The 15,055-nt window shown below is 49.2% G+C and carries 12 protein-coding genes; 7 read left to right on the top strand and 5 right to left on the bottom strand.

Annotated features, from left to right (window positions below):
• Window positions 1-10: 10 nt before the first annotated feature.
• Window positions 11-595, bottom strand: a complete 585-nt coding sequence (locus ACO0K8_RS03350; RefSeq protein ID WP_422945199.1) for a helix-turn-helix domain-containing protein — start codon at window positions 593-595, stop codon at window positions 11-13.
• Between the two features lie 208 nt (window positions 596-803).
• On the opposite strand from ACO0K8_RS03350, the gene kbl reads away from it, so the two are divergent.
• The 4 genes from kbl to ACO0K8_RS03330 all read left to right on the top strand — a co-directional run bounded on the left by kbl (window position 804) and on the right by ACO0K8_RS03330 (window position 5,984).
• Window positions 804-2,021 (top strand): glycine C-acetyltransferase, encoded by a 1,218-nt coding sequence (kbl, locus tag ACO0K8_RS03345; RefSeq protein ID WP_422945198.1) that lies wholly within the window; start codon window positions 804-806, stop codon window positions 2,019-2,021.
• Window positions 2,022-2,084: 63 nt separating this feature from the next.
• Complete coding sequence (locus ACO0K8_RS03340) at window positions 2,085-3,065, top strand: NAD-dependent epimerase/dehydratase family protein (RefSeq protein WP_422945197.1); 981 nt, start codon at window positions 2,085-2,087, stop codon at window positions 3,063-3,065.
• Between the two features lie 40 nt (window positions 3,066-3,105).
• Window positions 3,106-4,488 (top strand): L-serine ammonia-lyase, encoded by a 1,383-nt coding sequence (locus ACO0K8_RS03335; protein ID WP_422945196.1) that lies wholly within the window; start codon window positions 3,106-3,108, stop codon window positions 4,486-4,488.
• Window positions 4,489-5,069: 581 nt separating this feature from the next.
• Complete coding sequence (locus tag ACO0K8_RS03330) at window positions 5,070-5,984, top strand: amino acid ABC transporter substrate-binding protein (protein ID WP_422945195.1); 915 nt, start codon at window positions 5,070-5,072, stop codon at window positions 5,982-5,984.
• 62 nt (window positions 5,985-6,046) lie between these two features.
• Here the strand turns inward: ACO0K8_RS03330 and ACO0K8_RS03325 are convergent, their stop codons facing one another.
• Complete coding sequence (locus ACO0K8_RS03325) at window positions 6,047-6,814, bottom strand: hypothetical protein (RefSeq protein WP_422945194.1); 768 nt, start codon at window positions 6,812-6,814, stop codon at window positions 6,047-6,049.
• A gap of 89 nt (window positions 6,815-6,903) precedes the next feature.
• Window positions 6,904-7,854 carry a hypothetical protein gene (locus ACO0K8_RS03320; RefSeq protein WP_422945193.1) on the bottom strand — a complete coding sequence of 317 codons (951 nt, stop codon included), beginning with the start codon at window positions 7,852-7,854 and terminating at the stop codon, window positions 6,904-6,906.
• Between the two features lie 786 nt (window positions 7,855-8,640).
• Here ACO0K8_RS03320 and ACO0K8_RS03315 point away from each other — a divergent pair.
• Together ACO0K8_RS03315 and ACO0K8_RS03310 are read left to right on the top strand one after the other, a co-directional pair.
• The gene (locus ACO0K8_RS03315; protein WP_422945192.1) at window positions 8,641-10,002 is read left to right on the top strand and encodes a WS/DGAT domain-containing protein; all 1,362 of its coding nucleotides are present in this window, start codon (window positions 8,641-8,643) and stop codon (window positions 10,000-10,002) included.
• 97 nt (window positions 10,003-10,099) lie between these two features.
• Window positions 10,100-11,650 carry a fatty acyl-CoA reductase gene (locus tag ACO0K8_RS03310; protein ID WP_422945191.1) on the top strand — a complete coding sequence of 517 codons (1,551 nt, stop codon included), beginning with the start codon at window positions 10,100-10,102 and terminating at the stop codon, window positions 11,648-11,650.
• Between the two features lie 78 nt (window positions 11,651-11,728).
• On the opposite strand, the gene ACO0K8_RS03305 is transcribed toward ACO0K8_RS03310, so the two are convergent.
• A complete protein-coding gene (locus ACO0K8_RS03305; RefSeq protein ID WP_422945190.1) occupies window positions 11,729-13,006 on the bottom strand; it encodes a DUF445 domain-containing protein in 1,278 nt (425 codons plus the stop codon).
• 305 nt (window positions 13,007-13,311) lie between these two features.
• Between ACO0K8_RS03305 and ydiK the strand changes: the two genes are divergently transcribed.
• Window positions 13,312-14,403, top strand: a complete 1,092-nt coding sequence (gene ydiK, locus ACO0K8_RS03300; RefSeq protein WP_422945189.1) for an AI-2E family transporter YdiK — start codon at window positions 13,312-13,314, stop codon at window positions 14,401-14,403.
• A gap of 92 nt (window positions 14,404-14,495) precedes the next feature.
• On the opposite strand, the gene ACO0K8_RS03295 is transcribed toward ydiK, so the two are convergent.
• A complete protein-coding gene (locus tag ACO0K8_RS03295) occupies window positions 14,496-15,026 on the bottom strand; it encodes a sugar O-acetyltransferase (RefSeq protein ID WP_422945188.1) in 531 nt (176 codons plus the stop codon).
• Window positions 15,027-15,055: the final 29 nt, after the last annotated feature.

Genomic DNA, 15,055 nt, shown 5'->3' with positions numbered 1-15,055 from the left:
CCACAAACTTTTACCGATGAATCACCACCATCAAGGCCTTTGCTTCGGTTTTTCCTATATTTCGTATGGCGTGATTCTTATCTGCCTCATAACGAGCGGTACCACCAAGTTTGAGTTTTTTCTTGTTACCATCGACTTCTACTTCTACACTTCCTTGTAACAAGGTCAGATGCTCAGTGGCACCCGGGTCATGCGAGGCTGATACCAGTGCGCCGCCTACTGCGAGGCTGAGTTCATACCATTCAAAACGCCCGGCCAATTCCATAGGACCTAAAATTTTGAGTATGTAACCAGCATGCTCTCCGGGCAAGGTCGGGGTTTCATGTGGTTCTAGCATACGGATGCTGTCGACCACAGGAGTTGCAGATGAGAGTAATTCGGCAATGCTCACACCAAGCGCGTTGGCTAGTCGCCAGGCGACGGCGATGGTCGGATTGGCTGTTTCGCGCTCTATCTGCGACAGCATGGATTTGGATACACCGGCGGTACGTGACAGGTCTTCCAGTGTCAATCCGCGCTCCTGGCGTAAGCGTTGTAGCGTGGCACCGACCTGAGGTGGAGCCGCTGTTTGCTGGTTTACGATCACTTTTTTCATATTTTTTCTTGCATCGTTCGAAAAGTATAGCTAATATCCGTTATATCGAATTTATGTTCGTTATATCGAATTTTATTTGCATGAGTAAAATTCCTAATTTCGAGCCATCTTATCAGAATCAGTCAGCGCAAGACATCAGTAATATTTGAATGATCACTGTCTAGAAATTGCAATCGCCGCACTTACACATTAGCCCTGGAGACAAAAAATGAGCGCAGTTACAAATAATGCAGGCAAGAGAAATGAATTTTTCTCGGAACTTGGTGGCAAATTAGACGCTCTGCGTGAACAAGGGCTGTACAAGCCTGAACGCGTGATCGCCTCGCGTCAGGGCGCTAGCGTTACCTGTGACGATGGCCGCCAATTAATCAATTTGTGTGCAAACAATTATCTGGGATTGTCGGGCGATGAAGCCACCGTACAGGCATCCATCGCTGCCACCGAAAAATATGGTTATGGTTTATCGTCGGTGCGTTTTATCTGCGGCACGCAAACCGTGCACAAACAATTAGAAACCGCCATTTCCCGTTTCTTAGGGATGGAAGACACGATCCTTTATGCGGCAGCTTTTGATGCCAACGGCGGCGTCTTTGAACCTCTGTTTGATGAACAAGATGCGATAATTTCGGACGCACTAAACCATGCCTCCATCATCGACGGTATCCGTCTATGCAAGGCCGCGCGCTATCGCTATGCAAATAACGACATGGCCGATCTAGAACTACAACTACAAGCCGCAGCCGACAAGCGTCACCGTATCATAGTCACCGATGGCGTCTTCTCTATGGATGGCACTATCGCAAAACTCAATGAAATTTGCGATTTGGCAGATAAATACGATGCACTGGTAATGATCGATGAGTGCCACGCCTCTGGCTTCATGGGTGCAACAGGACGCGGCACCCACGAACACCACAATGTCATGGGTCGCATCGACATCATTACTGGCACACTAGGCAAGGCCTTAGGTGGTGCAATGGGCGGATTTACTGCTGCGCGCAAGGAAGTAATAGACACCTTGCGCCAGAAATCACGTCCCTATCTGTTCTCTAACACGCTGGCTCCAGCTATTGCAGGTGCGTCTTTATCGGTATTAGAAAGACTATCGTCGTCCACTGAATTACGCGACCGTCTGCATGCCAATACCGCCTTCTTCCGCAAGGAAATCGCCGAGCTAGGTTTCACCATCAAACCTGGTACGCATCCGGTAGTGCCGGTGATGCTGTTTGACGCCCCGGTCGCACAAAAATTTGCTGCGCGTATGTACGAATTAGGTGTACTGGTCACCGGCTTCTTTTATCCGGTGGTGCCTATGGGGCAAGCGCGGGTTCGGGTGCAACTTTCGGCTGCTCACACCACTGAACAATTGAAAACTGCATTGACCGCCTTTGCGCAGGCCGGTCGCGAACTTGGCTTGATCAAGTAAAACCAAACAAGTACTAGGCAAATACCAAGCACACAAAATACGTCATTAGAAAGAAGAATCGATATGGAAAGAATTTTAGTCATAGGCGCCAACGGCCAGATAGGTAGCGAATTAGTGGATGCACTGGCGGCCCAGCACGGTGCCGACAATGTAATCGCAGCCGACATCAGCCCGGCTAGCTTGTACGGCGCAAAGCGCTATGAAGTGATCGATGTGCTCAACGCTGATAGACTAGCTGCCGTTGCCGAGCAATACCAAATCACGCAGGTGTATCAATTGGCCGCTCTATTGTCAGCCACTGGTGAACAAGCGCCACTAAAAGCCTGGACCTTAAATATGGACGGCTTGCTCAACATTCTGGAGTTGGCGAGAATACGCGGCGTAGCAGGCAAACCATTGAAGGTATTCTGGCCTTCCTCAATTGCCGCTTTTGGCCCAAATACACCGGCCCAAAACACACCGCAATATACGGTCATGGATCCAAGCACTATTTACGGCATTAGTAAGCTGGCGGGCGAGCGTCTGTGCGAATACTATTTTCAGAAATACGGCGTCGATGTGCGCAGCATACGCTACCCAGGCATCATCAGTTATAAGTCGCCACCGGGCGGCGGCACTACCGATTACGCCATCGCGATTTTCCATGCTGCCCTCCGTGGAGAAAACTATCCATGCTTCCTGGAAGCGGAAACCACACTGCCTATGATCTACATGCCAGATGCAATCCGCGCGACGATTTCTTTGATGGAGTGCGCTGCCGACAAACTTTCTATTCGTTCGTCCTACAATGTGGCCGGTCTAAGCTTCAATCCACGGGAATTAGCGTTAGTAATCGAACAAAATTTGCCCGGATTTGCAATACACTATGCGCCAGACAGTCGTCAGGCAATTGCAGCAAGCTGGCCACAAAGTCTGGACGATACTGTCGCCCGCCAGGACTGGGGCTGGCAGCCGCAAGTCGATCTCCAACATTTGGTGACAGACATGCTGAAAAACGTACAGATTAGCCCAGCCACGGCAGCAACTGCCAGTAAGGCGGCGTAAAAATAAACCATAGAGACACACAAGTTAAAAGGCGGACAGTATGGACATGCGGGTATTCGATTTATTTAAAATTGGTGTAGGTCCATCCAGTTCTCATACCGTGGGCCCTATGATAGCGGCCAGGCGTTTTTTACTTGAGTGTCCAGATCTATTTAAGGCCAGCAAGGTACAAGTTGGCTTATATGGTTCACTCGCCTTGACCGGCATTGGTCACGCCACCGATAAAGCCGTGTTACTCGGCCTGATGGGCGAGACGCCGCAAGATATTGCCCCTGAAACAGTAGACGACAAATTGGCGACGCTAGCCACTAGCGGCATCATGCATCTGCTGGGTGAATACAGCATTAAATTCGATATCCTCGATGACCTTTTGTGGTTTAAAAAAGAAGTCCTGCCTGGTCACCCTAACGGCATGCGGTTTACCCTGACACGCAGTGATGGCAGCGTCTACGAGAAAATATTTTATTCAACTGGCGGCGGCTTTATCTACTCCGCAGAAGAATTGCAACAAGATGGTACTGCTACTGAAAAAGAAGTGGTCGCCGTGCCCTACCCGTTTGGCACCATGGCAGAATTACTCGCGCATGGAAAGCACAGTGGCAAAAGCATCGCTGCAATGTTGCGTGAAAATGAACTGTCACATTGTAGTGCAGACGAGCTCGATGCCGGCCTCGACCGGATCTGGAATGTGATGAGTCATTGCATAGATCGCGGCCTGCAAATTACCGGAGAATTGCCTGGTGGCCTGCACGTGCAAAGACGTGCCGCCAAACTGTGGTTGACTGCCAACAACACCACCAATGTCTTGCCTCACGATGGCATGCATAAAGTGAGTCTGTATGCGATGGCGGTCAACGAAGAAAACGCCGCCGGTGGTCGAGTTGTCACAGCACCGACCAATGGCGCAGCCGGCATTATCCCAGCCATACTCAGATATTATTCAAAAGACTGCAAACCTAGCAATCCCGAACAAGGAATACGCAATTTCATGTTAGTGGCAGCCGCCATCGGTATGCTGTGCAAGAAGAACGCCTCAATCTCCGGTGCCGAAATTGGTTGCCAGGGTGAGGTCGGCGTGGCGTGCGCGATGGCCGCGGCAGGATTAACCGCTGCCTTAGGTGGCAGCAATGAACAAATCGAGACAGCGGCTGAGATCGGTATCGAACATCATCTGGGGATGACCTGCGACCCGATAGGTGGACTGGTGCAGATCCCCTGCATAGAACGCAATGGCATGGGGGCGGTCAAAGCGATTACCGCCGCCTCATTGGCATTAAAAAGCGATGGCGTCCATCATGTCAGTCTTGATCAAGCAATAGAAACCATGCGTCAGACCGGCTTTGACATGCAAGCCAAATATAAGGAAACCTCTTTGGGTGGATTGGCAATCCATGTCATTACCGTCAATCACGCAGCTTGCTAGTTTGTATAGGCTAAATCAAAGCAAACTCATCTAGCGTTTGCTACCGCCTTGGCTCTGTCCCAGAGACTCAAGCGCATCTCCACCATTCATGCCGCCAGCACGCACTGTTCATGCGCCTGCTGGCGGCATGTGCCCGCAAACCCGCATAGAATATGCGCACTGGGCCGATGGTATTTTGAATTCAGATACGGTATTCAAATACAGGATAGCTTGCCTGATAACTTCGTCAATTATTTTTGTCAATTATTCATATTTTACATAACCGATATGACGAGTTAATACTAGGTCGCTCGCTTATACACCGTCTATAATTTCGCTTCGGCAATTTTAGACGGTGAATTTCAGGACTTCCTGTAACTTACCTCTACCCTCTTCCAAGCAGCTAGTGCATTGGTAAGCAGTACACCTTGCCTACGCTGGAATCGCTGCCAACTCTCATTTCTAAAATGAGGATTCTGGCGACGATACTAATTTAAATAATCGCTTTGAACATCTTGGCGCGACTCTTACTTATTTTTAGATCAAAAATACGTGAGCACGCTCGGTGAGTTTTGCCCCAACAATTAGAAATCTCGATATCCATGAAAATTACTTTCTCTGCGCGTATTTGCACTGCTCTTCTTGCTCCCGTACTTTTTGCCGCCGCTAGCGCTAGCCTAGCTGGCACCACCTTAGACCGCATCAAGCAAAGCGGCGTCATCAATATAGGTTACCGCGAAGCCGGCTTGCCGTTTTCATACAAAAACTCAGATCAAGGTACTCCTTTAGGCTACAGCATTGAAGTATGTGGTGCCTTGGTAGATGCTATCAAACAGGAGCTACATGGAAAAAACACTGAAATAAAATACGTTCCGGTCGCGGGATCGACCAGGATCCAAGCCGTGCTTGATGGGAAAATCGATCTTGAATGCGCTAACTCAACTAATACCAAAGCGCGCCGTGATCAGGTCGCTTTTAGCATGCCTTACTATTTTGCTGCCGCAAAACTACTGGTCAAGCAAAACTCTGGCATCGGCAAACTCGACGATATGGGCGGCAAAACGCTGGCTGTTTTAAAGGGAACTACTGGTGCGATGATCGCTGAAAGTGCGCGTAAAACACGCGGCATAGCTAGCATGAAAATCTTGGTAGTCGACAGCTCGTCCGACGGAGCGCTGGCAGTTGAAAAAGGGACTGCTGATGCCTTCATGCAGGATGACATCCTGCTCCACGGTTTGAAGGCGCAGGCCAAAGAAGCCTTAATAGTAGTCGGCAGTAGTTTGTCGGTAGAGCCTTTGGCTGTCATGTTCAACAAAAACGATGCAGAGTTGGCCGCGCTGATGGAGCGCGAAATGGCACATATGTACACCTCAGGCAAGATGAAGCAAATCTACAAAAAATGGTTTCAATCGCCGTTGCCACAACGTGGCTTTAACCTCAATGTGCCATCAAACCCGTTACTGGCCGATATGTTCAGCCGCCCTAGCGGCTTTGTGGTGGACTGGACAGTGCTGTAAAAAATCAGCGAAACTAGTTGCAAGGCGCGGATATCAACCGCGCTTTTTTTATGCGTGAGCGATCAATTTATCCAGTTAATTTCACGCGCAGTCTGATCGCCGATGACGACATGATCCAGACTCAAGGGAATATCAGAGCTGGTCTGCGTCAAGGGTACACGCCCGCCCATGATCTCCGCCAATTGTTGCGGGAATAAAGGAAGTTGCTCAGGGTTGGCATAGCCTTGAGGAAAAATCGGTTGATTGCTAAGCAGATCGTATTTATCCGCGGCGCCTAAGGTATGTAGAAACTCGTGCGCGATGATGACATTATTTTGCGACTTCATCTGACTTGCCGCAAACACGTTAACCCGACCGAGCAAACCTTTTTGCAGGGCGGTCGAATGGTCTAGCTGCGCATTCTTACCCGGATCAAAATACAAAACAAATAATTTCACTTGCGAACCTGGTCCATGGGTTTGGGCATTTCGAAACGACCACCAACGTAACTGCAAACTCCAGATAATCACGTCAAGTACAGATCCCGCAACCGGAGGTGCTGGTGGCACGCTAGTCAAGACCGGCCCCAGTCGCATTTCTATGGACGCATTTGCCGCAAGCTCGTGCCGAGCCGCTTCATCCCGCATAAATTTCTCTATAGGCTTAAATTCATCCACCTGTAGCGAGCGCACATAAGCCTCACTAGTCTTGCTACCATCAGCATTGATCGGATAGACGTTAACAATCAGGGTATATTTCCATGCCACTGAGTTGGTCTTAGCGCGCCAGGTGGCGCTGGCTACAGCAGCCAGAACAAACAGCAAAAAAGCGATGCGTAGTGTTTTAAACATGAAGATGAACTGGGATATTTCAGTATGTCGTCGTTAGTCAGACCGTTCGGGACCAGCAAGCAAGTTTAGCGCTAGGGACTGCGCACTACTTAAAAGCTCATGGCAATGCCTAAGCCACCACCTGAAACGCCATTGCCAAACATATAGCGCATGACGAAGCGAGTGCGTGTGACAAATACCGAGTGTGCGCTGGAATCGATCTCAAATCCGGCACCGAGAGTCGACAAATGATCAAAACCTAAGACTCCAGCCTGATCCCCGTAATACCGCGAATGCGAAACCTCTAGGACGTAGCGTAAAGGCCGTTCCAACATAGTGAAACCGGTAGGTGCGCGATAACGCGCCCAAAGATTGGCGGTTTGAGAATTGGAAGCGCCGGCAACACCATCGTCGGTTTTGAAGGTTTGCAAATGCACTTGAGATAGACGCAATTCAACATCGACTTCGTACTCGGGTTTCACCAATTCATAATCGAGCATCAAAGCAGCACCCAAGCCATACACATTCATACTGCCTTTTTCGAAGAATTGAAACTCCTTACCAGTCTTATAATTAAGCCACCAATTTGCCGCTTTTAGATCACTCGCTACCGTTCCTAATGAAAAATTGAAAATTGGTCGCAACACTAAATTCTCGGCGACAGGAAAATCCCAACCTATCCCGCCAGTGGCTGTAATTGAGGTCCATTTCAAAGGGATTTTTCGATTTTCTACACCATCGGTAGCGACAAAAGTAGGATCGTAGCGGCTGCCAGCAATCGCCCCCTCTAAATATACGGGGGTGTTTTTGCTCATTGTGGCACCACCACCCAATTGCGTCATCGCTAATTCTTTATTTTCGCTCTCAGTTCCTTGAATCGACAAGCTACTCGCCGCCAAATCCAAAATTACTGAGTACGACATCAAAGCAAGCACCGAATTAGCACTTTTTTGCACGTTCGCAGCGTTTTGCACTCGCCACTCAGGTAGGTCGATAGCTTGAACATCAATCGAGCTTAACAAAAAGAGAGCGGACCACAGTGCTAAGTAGAATTTGTTCATGGAGTAATGGTGATGCAGAAATCAGATGCTCGAAGAATAGCAGGAAACCAATAAGAAATTAACAAAATATTAGTGAGCGGCGGCGCCCCCTACTAGCAAGATCTAACGCGATCTCGAATTAATTTGGCTAACTAAACCGCTTGAACAACACATCGAAAAATACCCTCAGGAAAACTTCAACCTTGCCAATTCCATGCTTGTTGTTTTCTGTATCAAGGAAAATTTTGTACCGCGCTCGTGATTTTACTCATGCCCTGGTCATGCTATGAATGAACATTTAAAGCTTTGTTCCATAGATAAATTTACGTTTATCCAGCAAGCGCGAAGAGCAAAACTTTTTGCATAGCGTTTCTATTTATTAAAAAAAGTAAGACGCATTGGAGTAAATATTCTAAATAAAATCTGTGTGCGAAAAGGCAATTCCATTAGTCTTAATGAGCAAAAACCGCAACGAGAATTGCTGATTACATTCAGTTTTAGATAAATTGCAGATCGTGCGTCTATCCGCTTTCGGTCTAAAAATTGCGTTTATGAATAGGAGCTAAATATCGACTTATTCAATCAGAATAAAAATACATTGATAAAACATTGATTTTCTAAGTCAAGTAGGTAGTGCAAGCAATAACGCTGACATCTTAAATAAAAAGAGATGCGGTTAGAGGAGACAAAAAAATGATAACAAGCAATTTGCGAGCGCGCGAAGGGGTTACAAGCGTCGGTCCAGACACAGGCACGAGCACGTTACAGGATGCCAAACATAATGCCCTCGTTGGCAGAGCCTCCAAAATGACGCGTAGAGATTTTGCCTGGCACCGGATGGACAGCGACAAGAACCTCATGGTCATCAACAGTTTCTTGATGTTTGAGGGAAAACTCGACATGCAAAGATTGGTGTCGACGATCGCACATCGTTTGCCTAACTACCCGCGCTTCACCCAAAAAGTGGTCACACGCCTAGGGCTGCCGCGTTGGACCGAAGACACACAATTCGACATCCTGAAACACATAGAACGCACGGATCTAGTCGAACAACTGAGTCCCTATGAGCTGCAGCAAAAATTAACTGCGATGGCCCACGTGTCGCTGGAAAGCGAACGCCCATTGTGGCATATGAGCGTGATCGATCAGGTCGGAACTGGTTACGCAATCGTATTTCGGGTACATCATTGCATCACCGATGGATTAGGTTTGATCCATGTACTCAATCATCTCACCGATGACAATGATAGCCATGGCGAGTCGCCATCGATGAATGGCCACCCTCATAGTGCGAAAATAGTTTTGCAATCGGTCTGCTCTCGTTTGGCTCGCTCGCTCTCCTTACTAAAAGTGGCCGCGCATGTTACGCGTTTATCGCTATTATGGCCGGATGCAAAGACGCAACTAAAAGCGCCACTGACAGGCGAAAAGCAACTGGTCTGGCTGCCGCCACTAGAAATGGAACTGGTCAGAAGTATGGCAAAGCGCATGGGCGTCACGCTCAATGATGTCTGGGTAGCGGCGGTTTCTGGTGCATTGAGAGAGTACTTGATAGAGCAAGGTGAACAATTGGATGGAAGGGCTTTGCGGGCCGCGGTCACCTTCAATTTGCGCGAAAAAACCAATGCCTTTCAACTTGGTAATGAGTTTGGCCTGGTTGCTTTGGAATTGCCGACCAACGTAGACAATCCGCGCCTACGCCTAAAAGAAGCAAACCAGCGCATGAATGCGATCAAACGTTCGCACCAACCTCAGGCAACCATGGCCTTCCTTTCCATTGCCGGTTGTCTGCCGCGCCCTCTTCAGCGTTTTGCCCTCAATCTATTCACCTCTAAGGGCTCCGTGGTATTAACTAACATCGAAGGGCCAACACACTCGCGTTACTTAGCAGGATCAAAGATGACCGATCTGATCTGCTGGGTGCCGCAGGCCGGTCGCATGGGTGTAGGTTTTGCCTTCATCTCCTATGCAGGTCAGATACAACTCGCCTTATTTGTCGATACCGATCTGGTCAAGTTCCCGGATCGCTTAATGCGCTTGACCTACGAGGCCTTTGCGCAACTTGAGCAAGCCACCAAGCTAAGCGTGGTCGATAAACCGAGCGCAGAAGTAACAGAGTCCGCGATCCAGATCGCGAGTGCGAGCAGAGCTGCCAGCATGCTCAGTTAAGTTTAGCTCAGCGCAACCACGCACAGTCGTCAATCAATCACTATTCCAACATAAAATTCGTGCTGGGCGCGATCACACTAGATAGAATTGTATAGCCATGAAAAATATGTCGTCGCCATTAAACGTTAGTGAGCAACTAACGGGAAAACGGGTGCTAATTACCGGCACAAGTGGATTTTTGGCCAAAGTATTATTAGAAAAATTGATCCGTGATGTGCCTGGGATTAAACAATTCATACTCGTCATCCGTGGCAATAAAAAATACACTAATGCTGCAGAGCGTTTTGAGCGCGAGATTTTATCCTCGTCTATCTTTGACCGTTTGCGTGAAGAGCAAGCCCAGTATCTAGCCGACGTAGTCAGCAACAAACTGGTGGTTATTAATGGAGAAGTGACTGAACCTCTGTTTGGGCTTGGTCAGTTAAAGTTTAATCAGCTCGCCAATACAGTTGATATCGTGGTCAATTGCGCGGCCAGCGTTAACTTTCGCGAAGCACTCGACCAAGCCTTAGAAATCAATGCCTTGTCTGTGCATAAACTTGCAGCCCTGGTGCGGATGGCAGGCAATATTCCCTTGATTCATGTTTCCACTTGCTATGTGAACGGTTATCATGAAGGGGCAATGCACGAGCAACTACATGCCTCTGCGAGCAAATTAATCCCACAACATGCAGACGGCTATTATGAGGTTCAGCCTTTGATCTCTGAGCTTTTGCAAAAAATTGCAGCAGTAAAGCGTCATTGCCTGAATGCCGACGATCTCCCCCAAGCCTTAACCGATTTGGGAATCCGTGAAGCGCATCGTTATGGTTGGAACGACACCTATACTTTTACTAAATGGATAGGCGAACAAATCGCCTGTCGTGAGATGCAAGGCAAGAGTTTAACCATCGTGCGTCCCTCCATTATAGAAAGTACTTTGCGCGAGCCAGCAGCTGGATGGATAGAGGGCGTGAAAGTGGGCGATGCATTGATACTCGCTTATGCACGGGGGAAAACCAGTTTTTTTCCCGCCAAGCCGGATGCCGTGATCGATCTGATTCCTGCCGATCTGGTGGCAAATAGCATCATACTGGCGATGACCGAAGCACTGCATAGCCCGGGGCAGCGGCGCATCTATCAAAGCTGCAGCGGCTCCAGAAAACCAATTATTTTGGGCGAATTGATACACATTATCCAAACTGCCTGCAAGCGTGACTGGCGTGCCTACGACCGACTATTTCACCGGCAGCCGGGTTCAGATTTCCGCTGCGTTAGCCGTCCGGTTTTTTTGCTCACGATGAGTACGATGAAACTGGCTTTGGATGCGGTCTGCTTGGCCAGAAAATGTTTGGGAATGAAGCAGAGCTTTGCACGACTAGAGTCGTTTAATACGACACATAATTTGGCAGTAGTCTTCTCGTTTTACACTTCGCCCAACTATATTTTTCAGAACAGCAAATTACTTGAGTTGGAACAACGCATGGGGCCATCAGACCGCAGCATGTTTTCTATTGACCCGGAGCGCATCAATTGGACTAAGTACATGGGCAATATCCACCTTGCGGGTCTGAACCGCTATGCGCTCAAAGACAAGCGACGTGATAAAAACAGCGACGCCACGCTGGCCCCAGAAAGCGCGAATACAATCACAGCCAATATCGCTTAAATCCCAAAGATAGTTCTGAAAAAATAAAAAAGGGCGGGCCGCTTACACAGCGCCCGCCATTTTTTTTTGATTTAGGGACTAAGGTAAAAACATCACCACGGCATGCAAAAGCAAGCCGATCAGACCGCCGACCACGGTACCGTTCAGACGTATATATTGCAGATCACTACCGACACTCAATTCTAACTCTCGCACTAATTCTGCATCGTCCCATTGTTTCACGGTAGTTGCGATGTGAACCGCAATCGTATCGCGTAAATCGACTGCCATCGCCCGCGCCGCATCTGCCATATGTTGATTGACCGAGTCGCGCAGAGCCGGATTATCGATTAACCATTGGCCGGCATTACGGGCCGCGTCGGCGATCTTTTGACGCAGGTCTGAGTCTGCTCTGGACATATCTGTGCGTAACCAGTTTTTCAATTGCCCCCACAGGCCGCCTATGTACATAGCGGTCAGCGGGGATGCCAGCAACTGCTGCTTCCAGCCTTCGATTTTCGCGTGAAAATCCGGATCGTTCTTCATACGTTCTAAAAATTCTTCGACCACCTGATCAAACTGGGCGCGCCGTGGATGCGCGGGATCGTCACCGATTTCGTGTAACCAAGAATTTAAATTTGCCACCAGTGAAGAGGCTATTTTTAAACTAAATTCGTCCGTGTTAGCAACCATGCCCAACATCTGTAACAAACTAGGATATTCGCGTCCGGCGATTTCTATGATCATAGCCGCCAGTTGTTTCTGCGTATCGGCATCATCGAGTGCCGCGGCCAGTTTGCGCAGGGCTTCATTGAGTAATAACTGATGGCGCTTATCCTCCGTCAGTAAGCCCAATAATTTACCGACGGTTTGTCCGAGATTCACTTGATTTAGATTTTGTTGCAAAGCGCTATGCAATGCCGCCTGCACACGCGCATCGTCAATAAAATCGAGTCCTTTGATCAGCACGCCCTGCATCTTGTCCGCGAATAAATCGGCATTATTGCCGCTAGCGAGCCACCCGGCTATTTTTTGCGCAGGATCGAAGGCGCGAATTTTTTCGACCAAAGTGTCGGTAGCAAGAAATTTGTCGCGCACAAATAGCGCCAGATTGTCGGCGATGCGCAGTTTGTTGCACGGGATGATTGCAGTATGTGGAATCGGCAATCCTAAGGGGCGTTTAAACAAGGCCACCACCGCGAACCAATCCGCCAAAGCGCCTATCATGGCCGCTTCGGCAAATGCCGCCACCCAGGCCCAGCCCCCTAATCCGTGCTGCAAGCGTGCGATGATAAATAAGCCTGTAACGAACAGCAGCAACACCGTTGCCAGGCGCTTCATTTTGCTAAGTTCTTGTTGTTTGATGGTGTTATTCATGATTTCATGACTTTAAAAATGATTGCTAGAAACAGCGCGCCGTGAACCAGCCATAGTTTGACCGGACGCTGATAGTTCTGCGCATTTTACGTGCTTGCAGGGCTAGCACGCAACGAAATGCAGTATACGTACCGGGTAAAAATGCGCGTTTTCACGTGATTGCAATGTTGCCAAGCTATAATGCGCCATCAACGTGCGCCATTGAGTTCGGTCTTTGCTTGCGGCGCGTGTTTAAAATAGCAAACCTATAGCAAAACCAAAAAACCCTAAAATTTGACTGTACTTAGTACTGAGCGAGACTTTTCATGATCAAAAAACAGGGTGACTTAACCCGCACCATTTTGGCGATACTCTGCATCCTGCTGTTGATCGCCGGCTCACTCTGGGTCCTGCGTCCCTTCCTGGGCTCTTTGATCTGGGCGATCATGCTGGTCGTGGCGACTTGGCCCATGCTCCATTCCTTAGAAAACAAGCTAGCGGGAAAGCGATTTCTCGCTGTGATGGTAATGACCATAGGAATGTTACTGTTATTAGTCATTCCATTGTGGTTGGCAATTAGCACCATCGCCGCACATGCAGAAGGCATCGTCAGTCTGGCCACAAAATTCGCCGAATCTGGCTTACCACAACCACCTGCCTGGGTCCATACTTTGCCACTGATAGGCGAAAAACTGGCAAACATATGGGAGCAATTAGTCGACGATGGCACTCAGGGTCTAGTCTCCAAGGCACAACCCTATGCCGCGCAAGCGGGCAGTTGGGTGCTGTCACAAGTTGGTAGCGTAGGTGGCCTGCTATTACAATTTATTCTGGTGGTGGTGATGTCCGCGATTCTTTACTCGACCGGCGAAGCTGCTGCAGACAGCGTGCGGCGTTTCGGATACAGGCTGGCTGGTGAGCGCGGCCTGAGTTCCATCTTACTCGCCGGAGGGGCCATTCGTGGCGTCGCTCTGGGTGTGGGTGTCACTGCGATCGTGCAGACCGTCTTGGGTGGCATTGGGCTGGCGATTGCTGGTGTCCCTTTCGCCTCGCTATTGTCGGCCTTGATGCTGATGTTTTGCATCGCCCAAATAGGTCCAGCCCTGGTGTTATTTCCGGCGGTAGGATGGATGTTCTGGACGGGCAACACCGGCTGGAGCATTTTTCTTTTGGTCTGGAGCCTGATCGTGACGACTCTGGATAATTTTTTACGACCTATGCTGATCAGAAAAGGGGCAGATTTACCCTTGCTACTGATTTTTGCAGGGGTCATTGGGGGCATGCTTGGTTTCGGCCTGATAGGACTTTTTATCGGCCCGGTGATACTAGCGGTAACCTATACTTTACTCGATGCCTGGATGGATGATGATTTAGGGGAAGACAAACCTGTTGCCCCAGAACCGATATCAGAAAATTGACCGGCCGCTTACGCATATTCCATACGGGTTTACGGCTGGCATGCCGTACCAGCCGCATAGATACTGCGTGCTGGGCCTGCCCCCCAAAATAATTACAAAGAACGTTGAACGCGACAGGGATTGCCGCTGGCCACACTGTCCGCAGCAATGTCGCGGGTCACCACACTACCCGCCCCAATCACACTACGTGCGCCTATGCTGACTCCAGGCATGACCACCGTTTGCCCGCCTATCCAACAATCATCGCCGATCGTGACAGGCGCTGCCAATTGCGCTCCCGCCGCTCTTGCGACCGGGTCGATAGGATGTGTGGTGGTATACAAATGCACGGCTGGACCCAGTAAGACACGCGCACCGATGCGGATCTCGGCGGCATCAAGCATGACGCAATGATGGTTGGCAAAGAAATTTTCGCCTAGGTAGATATTGCTGCCGTAGTCGCAATAAAAATCCGGCTCTATAAAAGCTGACGAGACGGCAGCGAATAATTGCTGATATAAGGGCTGTCTTTGCTTTTGCAGTTGTACCGGGATCGCATTGATCTGGGTGCAGAGTAATTTGGCGCGTTTGCGTGCCGCCAGACGGCCAGGCTCCAATGGAGAAAACGGAAGTAAAGCGATCACGCACACCCTTTTTTTTAAATATTCTGGCG

It is taken from the genome of Undibacterium sp. Ren11W (assembly GCF_049340485.1).
In the GTDB taxonomy this organism is placed as follows: domain Bacteria; phylum Pseudomonadota; class Gammaproteobacteria; order Burkholderiales; family Burkholderiaceae_D; genus Undibacterium.
Note: the sequence above shows the minus strand (reverse complement) of the source record. Positions and strands in the feature narration are given on the sequence as shown.